This window comes from Parasedimentitalea nitratireducens, from assembly GCF_057444295.1.
Genome location: NZ_JBYAXC010000002.1, coordinates 467,491 through 482,727 on the forward strand (window position 1 = coordinate 467,491; position 15,237 = coordinate 482,727).

At 57.6% G+C, this 15,237-nt stretch carries 14 protein-coding genes; 5 read left to right on the top strand and 9 right to left on the bottom strand.

The window, feature by feature from the left end; all coding sequences use genetic code 11:
* Positions 1 to 174 precede the first annotated feature (174 nt).
* Positions 175 to 474, top strand: coding sequence for a septum formation initiator family protein (locus tag AC2T28_RS07915; protein WP_486748433.1), 300 nt, complete (start codon positions 175 to 177; stop codon positions 472 to 474).
* Here AC2T28_RS07915 and AC2T28_RS07920 read toward each other — a convergent pair.
* Positions 471 to 872 (bottom strand): DUF6924 domain-containing protein, encoded by a 402-nt coding sequence (locus AC2T28_RS07920; RefSeq protein ID WP_486748434.1) that lies wholly within the window; start codon positions 870 to 872, stop codon positions 471 to 473. The genes AC2T28_RS07915 and AC2T28_RS07920 overlap by 4 nt on opposite strands.
* A 192-nt stretch (positions 873 to 1,064) precedes the next feature.
* Here AC2T28_RS07920 and pdhA point away from each other — a divergent pair, with 192 nt between their 5' ends.
* The 4 genes from pdhA (at position 1,065) to AC2T28_RS07940 (ending at position 5,616) form a co-directional block, all read left to right on the top strand.
* Positions 1,065 to 2,054: a pyruvate dehydrogenase (acetyl-transferring) E1 component subunit alpha gene (gene pdhA / locus AC2T28_RS07925; RefSeq protein WP_486748435.1), complete on the top strand. Its 990-nt coding sequence runs from the start codon at positions 1,065 to 1,067 to the stop codon at positions 2,052 to 2,054.
* A gap of 12 nt (positions 2,055 to 2,066) precedes the next feature.
* Entirely contained in the window at positions 2,067 to 3,437 is a 1,371-nt protein-coding gene (locus AC2T28_RS07930) for a pyruvate dehydrogenase complex E1 component subunit beta (protein ID WP_486748436.1), read from the top strand.
* Positions 3,438 to 3,449: 12 nt separating this feature from the next.
* The gene (locus AC2T28_RS07935) at positions 3,450 to 4,739 is read left to right on the top strand and encodes a pyruvate dehydrogenase complex dihydrolipoamide acetyltransferase (RefSeq protein ID WP_486748437.1); all 1,290 of its coding nucleotides are present in this window, start codon (positions 3,450 to 3,452) and stop codon (positions 4,737 to 4,739) included.
* A 205-nt stretch (positions 4,740 to 4,944) separates the two neighbouring features.
* On the top strand, positions 4,945 to 5,616 hold the full coding sequence (locus AC2T28_RS07940; RefSeq protein WP_486748438.1) for a deiodinase-like protein: 672 nt from the start codon (positions 4,945 to 4,947) through the stop codon (positions 5,614 to 5,616).
* A gap of 238 nt (positions 5,617 to 5,854) precedes the next feature.
* Here the strand turns inward: AC2T28_RS07940 and cysK are convergent, their stop codons facing one another.
* The 8 genes from cysK to AC2T28_RS07980 all read right to left on the bottom strand — a co-directional run bounded on the left by cysK (position 5,855) and on the right by AC2T28_RS07980 (position 15,227).
* Positions 5,855 to 6,919 (bottom strand): cysteine synthase A, encoded by a 1,065-nt coding sequence (gene cysK / locus AC2T28_RS07945; protein ID WP_486748439.1) that lies wholly within the window; start codon positions 6,917 to 6,919, stop codon positions 5,855 to 5,857.
* A 131-nt stretch (positions 6,920 to 7,050) separates the two neighbouring features.
* Positions 7,051 to 7,800: a hypothetical protein gene (locus tag AC2T28_RS07950; protein WP_486748440.1), complete on the bottom strand. Its 750-nt coding sequence runs from the start codon at positions 7,798 to 7,800 to the stop codon at positions 7,051 to 7,053.
* A 110-nt stretch (positions 7,801 to 7,910) separates the two neighbouring features.
* Positions 7,911 to 8,735: a serine O-acetyltransferase gene (gene cysE, locus AC2T28_RS07955; protein ID WP_486748441.1), complete on the bottom strand. Its 825-nt coding sequence runs from the start codon at positions 8,733 to 8,735 to the stop codon at positions 7,911 to 7,913.
* A 289-nt stretch (positions 8,736 to 9,024) separates the two neighbouring features.
* Positions 9,025 to 9,333: a DUF7742 family protein gene (locus AC2T28_RS07960; RefSeq protein WP_486748442.1), complete on the bottom strand. Its 309-nt coding sequence runs from the start codon at positions 9,331 to 9,333 to the stop codon at positions 9,025 to 9,027.
* Complete coding sequence (locus AC2T28_RS07965; RefSeq protein ID WP_486748443.1) at positions 9,330 to 13,253, bottom strand: baseplate multidomain protein megatron; 3,924 nt, start codon at positions 13,251 to 13,253, stop codon at positions 9,330 to 9,332. The genes AC2T28_RS07960 and AC2T28_RS07965 overlap by 4 nt, the downstream gene beginning before the upstream one ends.
* On the bottom strand, positions 13,253 to 13,711 hold the full coding sequence (locus tag AC2T28_RS07970) for an NlpC/P60 family protein (RefSeq protein WP_486748444.1): 459 nt from the start codon (positions 13,709 to 13,711) through the stop codon (positions 13,253 to 13,255). Before AC2T28_RS07970 ends, AC2T28_RS07965 begins: the two co-directional genes overlap by 1 nt.
* A complete protein-coding gene (locus tag AC2T28_RS07975; protein WP_486748445.1) occupies positions 13,708 to 14,595 on the bottom strand; it encodes a DUF2163 domain-containing protein in 888 nt (295 codons plus the stop codon). Before AC2T28_RS07975 ends, AC2T28_RS07970 begins: the two co-directional genes overlap by 4 nt.
* A complete protein-coding gene (locus tag AC2T28_RS07980) occupies positions 14,595 to 15,227 on the bottom strand; it encodes a phage distal tail protein, Rcc01695 family (protein WP_486748446.1) in 633 nt (210 codons plus the stop codon). The genes AC2T28_RS07975 and AC2T28_RS07980 overlap by 1 nt, the downstream gene beginning before the upstream one ends.
* Positions 15,228 to 15,237: the final 10 nt, after the last annotated feature.

Consider the following 15,237-nt stretch of genomic DNA (forward strand, 5'->3'; position numbering starts at 1 on the left):
GGCAGTGGCCCACCGGGCCACCCCCTAAAACCCTTTCCAAACCCTTAACGGGAAAAAACTTAGGACATTGGACTCAAAGGGGATTCACAAGACGAATCACCTGTGCCATAACAATTGCAGACGTCGGATCAACCGGCGCTACAAAAACTTGAGCAGTACATACAGGCTATCCACGTGACCCGTACTCACCGACCAGGCATTGGTTCTTTGTCGTTCTTTGCCGCCGCATTTGCGCTCAGCGCCTACTTTACCTTTGCGGCTGTGCAAGGGGACTACGGGTTGTTTCGCAGGGTCGAGATCGCGGCAGAGGCAGAGACCTTGAGCCGTGATCTCACCCAGCTGGAACTTGAAATCGCCCAGATGGAAAACCTAACGCGTCGCCTCTCCGACGACTATCTCGATCTTGATCTACTGGATGAACAGACCCGCTCGGTTTTGGGTGTGTTGCGCGCTGACGAAATCGTCATCCGCTAATCTTCCGCGATTGGTTTCAGATACCCCTGCTCCACGCAGTTTTCCACGATCTCATCAAACAACAGGTTGCCGGTCGACAGGTTGTTATCAACCTGCCAGATCTCGCTCAGCTCCGCCCGAAATGACGGCGCCTGACCTTCAGGATCAATGCATAGAACTGGTCGTCCATCCCGTGCCAGCGTTAGATCATCTACCACAAAAATGACCACCGCCTCCGGATATGGAAACACCCCTCTCAAGGCGTCTTCATCGGCACCGATAAAACGAGGCTCCTCAACAAACCTCAGGTCGGCGCGAAGCCCCATTTCGTTTTCAACCAAGCTGTCTTTACATAACTGTCGCCACAGTGACGTCTTGCCAGCTGTTATCAGCACCATAGGCGAAGCCGAGTCTTCCAAGTCACTTTTCCCTTACAAATAAGCAAATCACTGTTTTCAAATCTACGCTCCCGTCCTAGCATTTGCGATGGAAAACAGCAAAACACGGCCCGTTTCGCGGGCGCGCAACAATAATACTCGCGTCTCGACAAAAAATCCTTTAAGAGATAGTTTAACACTAAACTATCTAGCCTGCAGGGGGAGTTCGCCACCATGGCTGCGAAGAAAAGCGTTAAGAAAACAAATGTTTCCGCCGAGGAGCTGACAGAGCATTACCGCTCGATGCTTCTGATCCGTCGATTCGAAGAAAAAGCCGGTCAGCTTTACGGCATGGGCCTGATCGGCGGGTTCTGCCACCTGTACATCGGCCAAGAAGCGGTTGTTGTGGGTCTTGAGGCCGCAGCCGAGGAAGGCGACAAGCGCCTGACCTCTTACCGCGACCACGGCCACATGTTGGCCTGCGGCATGGACGCTGGCGGCGTTATGGCTGAACTCACCGGACGCGAAGGCGGCTTGTCCAAGGGTAAAGGCGGCTCAATGCACATGTTCTCGAAAGAGAAGCATTTCTACGGCGGCCACGGCATCGTTGGTGCCCAAGTGCCAATCGGCGCCGGTCTGGCCTTTGCCGACAAATACAAAGACAACGGTCGCGTGACCTTTACCTACTTCGGTGACGGTGCATCGAACCAGGGTCAGGTCTATGAGACCTTCAACATGGCCGCGCTTTGGGACCTGCCGGTGATTTTTGTCATTGAAAACAACCAATACGCCATGGGCACATCGCAACAGCGATCCTCCAAAACACCAGACATCTACACCCGTGGCGAGGCCTTTGGCATCCCCGGAGAAGCCGTCGACGGGATGAGCGTTCTGGCCGTCAAAGAAGCCGGCGAACGCGCTGTCGCCCACTGCCGCTCGGGCAAAGGCCCCTACATTCTTGAGGTCAAGACCTACCGCTACCGCGGTCACTCGATGTCGGATCCGGCCAAGTATCGTACCCGCGAAGAAGTGCAGAAAATGCGCGAAGAGCGTGACCCGATCGAACAGATCCGCGCCATGCTGCTCGACAATAAATACGCCACCGAGGACGACCTCAAGGCGATCGACAAAGAAATCAAGGCAACGGTCAACGACGCCGCTGATTTTGCTCGCACCAGCCCGGAACCAGCGCTCGAAGAGCTCTGGACCGACATTTACGCCTGAGGGGATTGAAACATGGCAACTGAAATTCTTATGCCCGCTCTGTCTCCCACCATGGAAGAAGGCACCCTGGCCAAATGGTTGGTCAAGGAAGGCGACACTGTAAACTCGGGCGACGTAATGGCCGAGATTGAAACCGACAAGGCGACGATGGAGTTCGAAGCGGTTGACGAAGGTATCATCGGCAAAATCTTGATCGCCGAGGGCACCGAAGCCGTTAAGGTCAACACCGCCATCGCCATTCTGGTCGAAGAAGGTGAAGCGCTGGACGCTACTCCAGCCGCCGCTTCTGCAGCCCCAGCCGAGGTTGAGGCCCCAGCCCCAGCCGCAGCACCCGCCGCCGTGGCCGCCGCACCAGCAGCCCCTGCCGCTGACGTCAGCCCAGACTGGCCTGAAGGCACCGAGCTGGTTCAAACCACCGTACGCGAAGCCCTGCGCGATGCCATGGCCGAAGAGATGCGCGGTGACGAAGACGTCTACCTGATGGGCGAAGAAGTCGCCGAATATCAGGGCGCCTACAAAATCTCTCAGGGCCTGCTGGACGAATTCGGCGCCAAGCGCGTTATCGACACACCGATCACCGAGCACGGTTTCACCGGCATCGCCGTGGGTGCAGCCTTTGGTGGGCTAAAGCCAATTGTCGAGTTCATGACCTTCAACTTCGCCATGCAGGCGATTGACCAGATCATCAACTCAGCGGCCAAGACATTGTACATGTCCGGCGGTCAGATGGGCGCACCCATGGTGTTCCGCGGTGCCAACGGTGCAGCGGCGCGTGTAGGCGCACAGCACTCGCAGGATTTTGCCGCCTGGTACATGCAGATTCCCGGCCTGAAAGTGGCGATGCCCTACTCGGCGTCCGATGCCAAGGGCCTGCTGAAATCAGCGATCCGCGATCCCAACCCAGTGATCTTCCTGGAAAACGAAATCCTCTATGGTCGCGCCTTCGACGTGCCCAAACTGGATGACTACACCGTTCCCTTCGGCAAGGCCCGCATCTGGCGTGAAGGCACAGACGTGACCATCGTCTCCTTCGGCATCGGCATGCAATACGCACTTGAGGCGGCTGACAAGCTGGCCGAGGACGGTATTTCCGCCGAGGTCATCGACCTGCGCACCCTGCGCCCGATGGATCTGCCAACCGTGATCAAATCGGTGATGAAAACTAACCGTCTGGTGACTGTAGAAGAAGGCTGGCCACAGGGCTCTGTGGGCTCCTACATCGCCTCCGAAGTGATGCAGCAGGCGTTTGACTATCTCGACGCCCCAGTGATCACCTGCACCGGCAAAGACGTGCCCATGCCATACGCCGCCAACCTTGAAAAACACGCGCTGATCACCACCGAAGAGGTGATTGCTGCCGTGAAACAAGTGACCTACCGGTAAGGAGACAGAGCTATGCCTACAGAAATTCTGATGCCCGCCCTGTCCCCCACCATGGAGGAAGGCACCCTGGCCAAATGGCTGGTCAAAGAAGGCGACACCGTAAACTCAGGTGACCTGATCGCCGAGATTGAAACCGATAAAGCCACCATGGAATTTGAAGCCGTGGACGAAGGTGTTGTTGGCAAGATATTGGTTGCCGAAGGCACCGAAGGCGTCAAAGTCAACGTCGCGATTGCCGTGTTGCTGGAAGACGGCGAAAGCGCCGATGATATCGCGGCCCCCGCGGCCCCAGCCGCAGCCTCTGCACCAGCAGAGCCGGGGCCCGCAGCGGCGCCCTCTCCTGCTCCCGCAGTTCCTGCCCCGGCGGCACCGGCAGCGGCAGATGGCACCCGCATCTTTGCATCGCCCCTTGCCCGCCGTATCGCAGCAGATAAAGGTCTGGATCTGGCAACCCTGACCGGTTCAGGCCCGCGTGGGCGTATCGTCAAGGCAGATGTTGAAAACGCCGTTGCAGCACCAAAACCAGCCGCTGCCCCGGCTGCGGCCCCTGCCGCTACTGCTGCACCGACCGGCCCATCGGCCGATATGGTCGCCAAGATGTACGAAGGCCGCGACTACGAGGAAGTCTCGCTCGACGGTATGCGCAAGACCATCGCCGCGCGCCTGTCCGAGGCCAAGCAGACTATCCCGCATTTCTATCTGCGCCGCGACATCCAGCTGGATGCTCTGCTCAAGTTCCGCGCTCAGCTGAATGGGCAACTGGAAACACGTGGTGTGAAGCTTTCGGTCAATGACTTCATCATCAAGGCCGTCGCCATCGCTCTGCAGCAGGTGCCCGAGGCCAATGCGGTCTGGGCCGGTGATCGGGTGTTGCAGATGAAGGCATCCGACGTGGCAGTTGCTGTCGCCATCGAAGGCGGGTTGTTCACCCCGGTTCTGGAAGACGCCGACAGCAAATCGCTGTCGTCCTTGTCGACCCAGATGAAGGACATGGCCTCGCGTGCGCGTGACCGCAAACTGGCGCCGCATGAATATCAGGGCGGTTCTTTTGCGATCTCCAACCTGGGCATGTTTGGCATCGACAATTTCGACGCCATCGTGAACCCACCCCACGCTGGTATCCTGGCCGTGGGCGCGGGCAAGAAGCAGCCCGTGGTTGGCGAAGATGGCGAGTTGATGGTGGCCACCGTGATGTCGGTGACCATGTCGGTTGACCACCGCGTCATCGACGGAGCCCTTGGCGCCAACCTGCTGAACGCTATCGTCGACAATCTGGAAAACCCGATTGCCATGCTGGCCTAAGACGACGCAGAGTTAAAATGACAAGATAGCCCCGGTTCACGACCGGGGCTTTAATTTTTAGTAGCAGTCTCTGATTTAGATTTGCGGCTTCGACCTCTGGTGCATCACTACAAAAGCAGTTTTTGCCAAAGGAAAGACTGGACTCGTCTCGCCTTCGCGTTTTTTGCCCATACATGTTAGCTATGAAATGGCGGAGGAACGGAAGATGAGCAAAATTGCATTCGAAATGCGTGATCAAATGGACGACATGTCCGACGCAGAATTCGAAAACGCGATGAGCCTTAGTAAAGCTGCATTTCGTGACTATCTGGATCAAGCCGAGGCTGGCGAGAAGAAATGCGAAGCGCATGTCGGCCAATCCGCGCCTGATTTCTCGGCGTATGTTTTGCATTCGGATGGTAGTGTCTCATCAGACCTTTTGAGCATATCTGATCTTCGTGGTGCCCCTGCCTCAATAATTTTCGGAAGCTACACATGTCCTATTTTTCGCCGTCAATCTGAGCGTATGAAACAGTTGATAGCTGATTATGAAAACAAGGTTCAGTTTCTCTTTGTTTATACTTTGGAGGCACACCCGACGGACGGATGGAACACAAACTCAAACCGTGCAGACCACATCATGTATTCTCAGCCAGTGAGTATGAAAGAGAGGGCAAAGGTGGCCCACGACTGGCGAAGAGCCTACAGATTCGACAGTAAAGTAGTCCTAGATTGGCCAGATAACCGGATTAACGACGATTACGCTGGGGTGCCAGAACGATTGTACGTTCTCAACTCCCATGGTGTCGTAGTCTTCAAATCCGAACAAGGCCCGTATTATGACAGCCATCTAGAGGATTGGGCTTCAGCACTGAAAAGGGCGGCCACCGAAGGCTGAGATGTCCAGTCAGGAAGCCATTCAAACAGTAGCTTTGCCTCACATAACGCTCACAAAACCTGAAAGGTCTACAATGCATGAATGCGCCCAGCACCAAATCCAAATTGGAATAGGGGCGCACCCGCCCCTATTCTTTTTGCAAAAGTTTCACCCGTAAAAACCAACCACCAGCTTCTTTTTGCAAAAGTTTCACCCGTAAAAACCAACCACCAGCGCAACGCTGGCGGCAGCACGCGGATCAGTACTTAAACCCAGGTGTCGAATGCGACAGGGTCAGTTCCTCGTCGTCCATCTCGGCCCCGATACCTTCGAACAGTGGGGTCGACAGGTAGCGTTCGCCGGTGTCTGGCAGCATGGCCAGAATGACCGAACCCTCGGGTGCCTTTTCGGCCACTTTCAGCGCGGCGGCAACGGATGCCCCACCTGAAATCCCGGCCAGAATACCTTCCTCGGCCGCCAGACGCCGGGACATGGCGATGCTCTCAGCGCCAGTCACAGGCTCCAGCCCGTCGAAATAGCCCTTGTCCAGCGCCTCTTGCAGCACCAGTGGAATGAAGTCTGGGGTCCAGCCTTGCACCGGGTGTGGGGCAAAGGACGGATGGCTCTCGGCGGGCTCGCCCTCTTCGTTGCGGAGCTGAGCAGTGCCGGATCCCACCAACGCGGCATTCTCGGGTTCGCTCAGCACGATTTTCAGATCGGGACGCGCCTGTTTCAGCACCCGGCCCAGACCGGTGGCGGTGCCGCCGGTGCCGTATCCCAGCACCACTTGGTCCAGTTTCGAACCGTCAAAATCGCCGAGGATTTCACGGGCTGTGGTGCTCTCATGAATGTCAGCGTTGTCTTTGGTTTCAAACTGATGCGCCAGGAACCAGCCATTGGCCTTTGCCAATTCCTGAGCCTTCACCACCATGCCCATGCCCTTGTCTTCCTTGCGGGTCAGCACCACCTTGGCCCCCAGCATCCGCATCAGCTGGCGACGCTCAACCGAGAAGCCATCGTGCATGGTGATCACCAGCGGATAGCCCTTGGCGGCGCAGACCATGGCCAGGCCAATGCCAGTGTTGCCGCTTGTCGCCTCAACCACGGTTTGGCCCGGTTGCAGACGGCCCTCACGCTCGGCGGCCTCGATGATGTTCAGCGCCAAGCGGTCTTTGACCGAGCCACCGGGGTTGAAGGCTTCGAATTTCACATAGATATCCACGCCCTTGGGCGCGATGCGGTTGAGGCGGATGGTGGGCGTGTCGCCGATGGTTTGCAACACATTGTCATAGAGACGGCCACGGCCATTGGTTTGATAAATCATTTCGGGTCCTCAACAGATTGTGCCCGAACGGCACTGCTAATTTCCCTATCTATATCAATCTGCTGCAGCCCGGTTGCAAGTCCGTGATCACACATTTGCACGCTCAACCCAGCATGCCAAGGGTACTGATATTACGGAAAATACGCCCGATGCACACTGATGATCTCCCATTGCCCAGACGCGTGGGAAAAACAGATCCGATCTGTCTGCAAAGGAGAAAGATCGTCTAAAAATACAAATCCTCGGCGCCCGTCAGGCATCAGAACCTGCTGACGGGCCCAAACCTCCAAAAAGCTCTCTAGATCGGCGAAGTTCTCATCCTCTGGAGTGCCGAGATAGAGATAGAAAGTCGGGAAAACCAACTCATCCTTTAGGGTCGCAATTTCCCCCATCGCCCACGGGGAGCCGTAAACCGTCACCTCACCAACAGCGACCAGCCACTCCTGCACGGGTTCACTGCCTATTTCTCCAAACTTGTCATGCGCCTCGTACAGCAAACCAGTGTCATAGGCGTAATGACCGGGCGCGCAATATTCTCCAGAAGCATCCTCTTTGGTGAGTAGAAGGTTCCCCCACGTGATCTCAACGCTCTGCCAATCGCCAAATTCGCCAAACCGGTCCTGGCTGACAGAACTACTCGTGCAATCTTCACCGTCCCAGTTCACACAGCGATAGTTGGATGACACCAAAGTCTGCAGACCTGCAGCATCTTTGCTTGCCAGCATGTCACCGAACACATCCGCAAACTGCTCAAACCCCGCTGGAACATTACCCAAAGCATTTAACACCGGAATGCGACCATAGGGTTGATCTTTGGCCTGAACAGCAGCTGCAGCAGCAATGCAAACAAATGAAATGGGGGATAAAATCGTTTTGTTCAAAACCATAAGCCCCTGATAGTCGCTATTACGACAGTAAACTATCAGCACCCCACAATAAAAAAAGGGGCGATACCGCCCCTCTTCAAACCTAGCTAGTCAGATCCCAGCAGTCAGTTGTCCCTACTTTTACTTCCGCAGGGCACCACTTGGTCCATATTGACCGCCGGTTGATCACATCCTGCCTCGCCCACAATCTTGGCCGGCACCCCAGCCACGGTTGTGCATTCAGGTACCTCTTGCAGCACCACCGACCCGGCGGCGATGCGGCTGCAACGGCCAACCTTGATATTGCCCAGCACCTTGGCCCCGGCACCGATGAGCACGCCATCGGCGATCTTGGGGTGGCGGTCTTCTTCTTCTTTGCCAGTGCCGCCCAGCGTGACCGAGTGCAGCATCGAGACGTTGTTGCCGACCACAGCGGTTTCACCAATCACGATGGAATGGGCATGGTCGATCATGATGCCCTGCCCCAGTTTGGCACCGGGGTGAATATCGATGCCAAAGATCTCAGACGTGCGCATCTGGATGAAATAGGCCAGATCCTGCTGCCCCTCGGTCCACAGCCAATGGGCGACGCGATAGGCCTGCACTGCCTGATAGCCCTTGAAGTACAAGATCGGTTGCAGCAACCGGTGGCAGGCGGGATCGCGATCATAAATCGCCATCAAATCAGCGCGGGCGGCTTCGACAATAGCGGGCGACCGGGCAAAGGCGTCATCGACAATTTCGCGCAACACCATCATCGACATCTCGTTCGAACTCAGCTTGGCCGCGATGCGATACGACAGCGCCTTCTCGATGGATTTGTGATGCAGAATACAGGCATGGATCAACCCGCCCATCAGCGGCTGGGTGGCCACTGCGTCTTGGGCTTCGGTGGTGATCTGATCCCAGACCGGATCCAGTGTGGAAATGGAGTGCTGTGTTTCAACCATGGAATTGTGTCCTGTTTTGCACCTTTGAGTCTGGCATCTATGTGTGTTTTTGCCAAATGCAAAGTTTTGATTGATCACATTATTGAATGGAATGGATCACTTTGGAACTCCGGTTTCGCTTTGGGCTTTGCCCAAAACGACCAGCGCCGTGCCTGCGGCACGGCGGAAAAAGACCTGCTGAGAGGCCTTGAGGGGCAGGTCTGCCCTCAAGCAGCCATATCAAGTCTTGGGGCGAGTCGCGTCTGCGTCAATGAGCAAGCCCGCGCGGATGCGCGGTGGCCTGCGGCCTTCATTGACCCTGCCCCGACTCACGGTTGAGCAGTTTCTGGTGCAAGTGTTCCAGGACCATCATGACACACGTGCAGTAATCCGGGTTATCAAAGCTTGGCTCATCGACCAGCTGGTATTTTCGCGCGGCACCCGTCAGCGAGCCGTTGCCGAACTGTGGATGCAGGCGTTTGTTATGATCCACATACCGTTTGGCTTTGGCTGCCTGTTCAAAGATAGCAGCACAAAAGTCACGCCGCGCAGGTTGCTGTGCTGCCAGCAAGGCCCGCGCGGTTGAGGTGACATCTTCGTGCAGCACGGGCCGGATCATGCAAGCACCAGATGCGCCGCCAGCCCCTCGCCATAAGAGGCCGAAATCTGCGCCACCTCGACCCGGTCACCAGACAGTGCGCCGTCACTGATCTGGGCGCTGACCGGATAAGACCACTGGGGTGTGTTGGCGGTATAGTCCACAACTAAACTGGCGCCCCGGAATACTCGGATCTGATAAGTTTCCTGTTCTTCGTTCAGAGGCACTTCGGGCAGGTCCCAGCTGTCGCCCTCGGACCGGGTACGGCGGATCCAGTTTAGCATCAGATCCTCGCCTATGACGCCGCTTTGACGCAGATGAACCGGGCTGTAGGGGCGCAAGCCGTTGCCATCAAAGGCTTCAATCCGGTGCACGTAAGATGGATCATCATAGCTGCGCCGGGCCGAGCCGATGCGATAATGGCGCGCAATTCGGCGTTGTACCGGCGACAGGGCGGGCTGCACAGCGCTGCCATCAAGCATCACCACCCAGGAGCCAGCAGGCCAGACCGGTGGCATCAGGGCATCACTGCCAAGTTGGCCGCGTAAGCGTTTGCGCAGCAGATAGCGGCCTGGGGCAATCAGTTCGGCCTGTTGAAACTGCAACAGCTCCCAGTTGCCCGCACTGCCATCACCAATTGCCAGTAGATTGGCGCCATTCAAAACAGCACCGGCATCGCGGCTTTGCAAATCGCCTGAGATCAGGGAAACCAACAGGGCCTCTCCCTGATCCCAGAGTCCGGGAGGCGACTCCAGCAAGGGGGTCTGGGTCATCCCAATGGTTGATCCGGCAGCGATGATCTTGTCCAACGCGTAATTGTCATCGCTGGCTGAGGCATAGAGCGCTACCGTACCAGGCCATGGGTTTGCCGCAACCGCAAGATGCGGCGCATGGGCAACCTCATCGCCTTTGATCAAGGGAAGATCAAGGAACAGCGGCAACACCGGGACGGGCGCGGCAAAGGCTGTTACACTTGGCAGGTCTTCGCCGACCTGTGAGGGCGTATAGACTTCGGGCTCGATGCGCACAGCTTCGGCCAGTTGCAGCTTGGTCTGCTCGATCTGATCAATGCGAAGCAAAGTGCCGGTTCCGGCCCGATCGGTCATCCGCACCACATCGCCAGCGCCAAGCCCCATCGCCGAAGGTGGCAGGGCAAATTTGACCGTATCGCGGGCCACCCGGGCCTCGGTTAGCCAGCGCTCGACAACCTGCCGTGCTTCGCCCCGTGTGAGGGCCATGGGCAGATCGTTCTGGCTCACCGCATGAGTGGACTGATCAGCCAGTACCGCCTCTTCACCAACCACATCGTGGTTGCCCCCCGCCTCGACAAAGCGCAGACGCACCCGGCCGGCCAGTTCTGCTTCGCTTTCACGACTGTGGTCGCAGTCGCTGTCGAGATCATCACTGAGCGCCAAGCGGTCGGGATCCAGATCAATGGCGCTGGTGCCGCTTCGCAGTTTAAAGAGCAACTGGCCATCGCGTTCGATGGCGTCAAATCCATAACGCAGCATCAAAGGCTGCAGGGCCGCCCGGGCATCAGCCACATCACTCACCACATAGCCACGCACCACGCCATGCAGTTGCGACACATCATAACTATCAGGAGGCAGCCCGGCATGGCGGCAAATCTCTGCCACCACCGAGGCCAGCGTACGTTGACCAACCCGGCCATTCAGCCAGTGACCGCGCGGGTAGTTACTCCGGTCGCTCCAGCTGTCCAAATCATTTGGAAACACCGGGAAGGGTCGTGTGTCCCAAGCCCAGACATAGGCATTTGCCATGTCCACCATTGGGCCATCATAAAGGTTTGACTGCGGGTTGTTTTCCGAGATTTTCCAATGCCCAAGAACCGCGCGCAGGTATTTGACTTGGATAAGATCATCGCGCAGACCATTGGAATATTTAGGAAGTTTGGATTCCGAACTTTTAGGGTCTAGAAATTTATTGGGCTGGTTGGTGCCCTTGTCGATGGCAGCACAGCCGAGTTCGGTGAACCAGATCGGCTTGCTTTTCGGCTCCCATTCAGTGGCGCTAGCTTGCCGCACGCCGCCAATTCGATTGTGGTGATCATTCTCCCACCAACCGCGAATATCCTTGTAGCGCCAGATCCAGTGCTCACCGTGTGCGGCGTCGTCGATTGGGGTGCGGATCTGCGCCGCGCGGGCCTCGGGGGAGTGGTAGTACCAGTCGTACCCCTCGCCGCCTTCGACGTTGCTGTCCAGATAGGCCGGGTCATAAATGCTGGGCACCCCGGCTTTGGCATCCACGTGGTCCTCGCCATCACGCCAATCGGACAAGGGCATGTAATTGTCGATACCGATAAAATCGATATTGTCGTCAGCCCACAGTGGATCGAGGTGAAACAAGTGGTCGCCCTCGGGCGTATCATAGCCAAAATACTCTGACCAATCAGCGGCATAACTGATCTTGGTGTCTGAACCCAACAGGCTGCGGGCCTCGGCTGCTAGGTTGCGTAAAACCTGCACCACCGGGAACCCGCCTGCGCCACGGATCTGGGTGAGCCCGCGCAGCTCGGACCCTACGCAAAAGGCGTCTACCCCTCCTGCAGAGGCACAGAGCGCCGCATAATGAAGGATAAACCGCGACAGGGTCCATTCATCGGGGCCGGTGTAGGTGACGATGCCGTCACCAACGATAAAATCCGCTGCTGTCACATTGCCCACAAAGGCAGCTACCTCGACATCCCCAGCCGTTGTGCCATTGGGCGACCCGGGCCGCCCGGGGGCTGTGGACAGGGTAATCCGCCCGCGCCAAGGCAGATGGGCCTGATGCTCGGCCTCGCTCCATGGATCGGGCAAGCCATTGCCAAGCTGCTGGTCCATCAGGATAAACGGATAGAACATCACCCGCCGCCCCTGATCTCGCATATGCCGGATCGCCTCGACCACCGAGGCATCGGCCGGGGTACCGCCATAGATGGGACGGCCCTCCTCTTGCGCGATGACCTGTGCGGCGGAGCGTGTTACGCCCGAGACACTCCAGGGCATATTACCCCCATCTGCCGCCGTTTGCTCGACCTTGGGCTTCAGGCGACATTCACCGCAGCGCAGATCGCCGCCAAACCAGCTGACAATCAACGAGGCCGCATCACAGGTGGGCAGTTCACTCTCAAGCGCGTCAAGCGAGGTGACAAAGTCACTCTGGCCCGAAGGCGCATGACTATTGGCAGCTTTGGCCTGCCCTGCTCCGTGATCATAGTGAACGGGTGTGGTGGCCAGCGCATATTCTCCACTACCAGGCATCAGTGCGACACCGCGCACCAGCTGGCCCAGATCCTCAGCATACTCGGCGCTCTCAGGTTGATCTGCCCGAACCACCTCAAACGAAAACTGCGGCACCCTGTTGCCAAATGCCTCTAGCGCCAGGTTTTCCATCACCACATAGGCCGTGCCGCGATAGGCTGGCACCTGATCTGCGCCCTCAACGGCCGCTATCACCGGATCGGGCTGTTGATCCGAGGTCCCGGGATACACAGACATATTCAGCTCGCTCAACGCGACCTCTTCTCCATCGGCCCAAACACGGGTCACACTGGCGACCTCGCCCGTGCACAGGGCAATCGCCAGCGACACAGAATAGCTGTATTGGGTTGTGCGCGACTGGCTTGGTGCGCCTTTGCCGCCACCGGAAGTTTCTTTATTTTCAACAAACTGCGAGGCCCAGATCACCTGACCTCCCAATCGCATACGGCCAAAACTCTGGGCAATTGCAACGCCTTCGCTGGCATTGGTCAGACGGAACCGGTCGACCTTGCCGGTTTCCACAGCATCCGACCCGGCACCCAAAAGGCGTGAATCAATGGCGCGGCCGATTGTGGCCCCAACAGCGCGGCCGATCACCACCGATGACAGGCCCGCCACCGTTCCACCAACAGTTCCCCCAAGGGCCGCACCCGCGGCGGACAAAAGTATGGTTGCCATCAGAAACTCTCCTCAGGGAATTGAAATCGCGCAACAATTCGGCGCTGCCAGGGCTGGCTTAGCGGGCTTTCAACAACCCCGTGGCCGCTGTAAGCATGGATAAACGCGCCGCCCGTCCCGGCGCTGTTCTGGACATTGCTTTGAACGCCCAGATGTTTGGCTACAGATCCGCTTCGCATGCGAAACAGGACCACATCCCCTATATCCATCTGTTTCAATGCCTTTGGCCGCAAATGCCGCTGTGCGGCCTGCCACAGGCGTTCCTCTCCCTGCGGTTCAGACCAGTCCATGGAATAGGCAGGCATCTGCTCGGGCTCATACCCGCACAGCTCGCGCCAGATGCCCCGCACCAGCCCCAAACAGTCACACCCCGCGCCCTTGCAGGCGGCCTGATGCACATAGGGCGTGCCAATCCAGTCGCGGGCAAGTGTCACCACTTTGGATCCACAAGAGGTCATCGGCGGCTCCCACCGGTGTTGGTGCCATTTTGCTTGGGCACTGCCATCACCCAATCTTCGCCCGGAATATCGGGAAAGCCCTGGAAGTTGACCAGATTGTTGAATTTCAGCCGACAGCTCTGCATTCGCTTATCGCAGCCCGCCTGCAGGCGCACCATATCGCCCGGCTGGAGGGGGGCGCGCAAAGGTTGCCACAGTTCGATCACGCGGGCCGTGCCCACTATGTGATCTTGTTTAATCACCTCACTCAACCCATTGGCAGAACCGGATAAAACCTCAAACCTGCCACGAGAGAACCAACCCGGTTCAAAACCAGCCAGATCAGTCCAGCGAAAGTCTTGCCCACGGCTGGTATGCTCAATCGGCAGGTCTTCGACGTATCCCGGGGTATCCAGAGCAAAGCCACAGGATTGATCGCCCAACACGGCCGTACAGGGTTTCTGAAAGACCCGACCCAGAGGCCGGTTCAAGGCCTCGGTCAACCCGCGCAACTCGGCATGAAAGGTGCCGCCGGACCGCCGCAACTGCCCGATAGTGCCGCGAAATATCAGCCACCGCATCTTGACATCGGCCCAGTTCACCAACCAACAGCGCACCTCGGCCTTGTCATAGCGCCCGGCTTCGATATCAGCCTCCGAGACCGAGGCGTCGCTGAGCCCACCAATGGCCTCGGTATTGTCCACGGATAGCCCCGTGGCCTGCTGTAGTGCCAGCGCACTAAGCCCGGCGCCAGCCTTGAAGCTGTAACCTTCAAAGCTAAGATCCTGATCATGATCGGTAAATCCATGTTCCACGCCATCAGTGCGGCGGATCGCCCAGGCCCGGCAAAGGGTTGTTAGCCCGGATTGCAGGTGGTCTTTGAATGCTGCTGGCATGCCCCCCATCAGACCCGCACCTCGACCACTGGCACATTGGGCACATCCCCGGCCTGAAAGCTGGCAACGCTGGTCAAAATACGGTCGGTATCAAACCGCACCGGCACGTCAAATTCGAACCCTGCCACAACCGACAGCCCCTCGGGCGGAGGATACGCAAAGGTCACCACGCCGGTGGTGACATCAAGGGTGAAATCTACCAGTTCTTGCAACTCATCCTGTTCAACGCCAATGCGTACCGAGCCTGCCACCGGCTTGTGAATGGGCCGCTCATAGGTAAAGCTGCCCGACCGATAGGTTTTGCACAATTGGAATGTAATCGTGGATCCATCTCCTTCTCCAATCACCTGATCATCAGAGGAAATTTCAGCGTTTGCTCGGCCGGATTTATAGTCTGACCAATCCTTCCAGCGAAAGCCGTGCATCTGTCCACGGCGGGCCTCAAAAAAGGCGATCAGCGCCTCGATATCGTCCAGTGAGCGCAGCCCAAGCCCAGCGTCATAGCGACGACGGGAATGGGCCCAGGGGGTGTTGCGCTCCTCGAACCCATTGGCCAACGTCACCACATCGGTGCGCCGCTCGGGCCCGCCGATGGAGCCAAAGCTGAGACTGGCGGGAAATCTGACCTCGTGGAAGTTCATGACTGCTGTC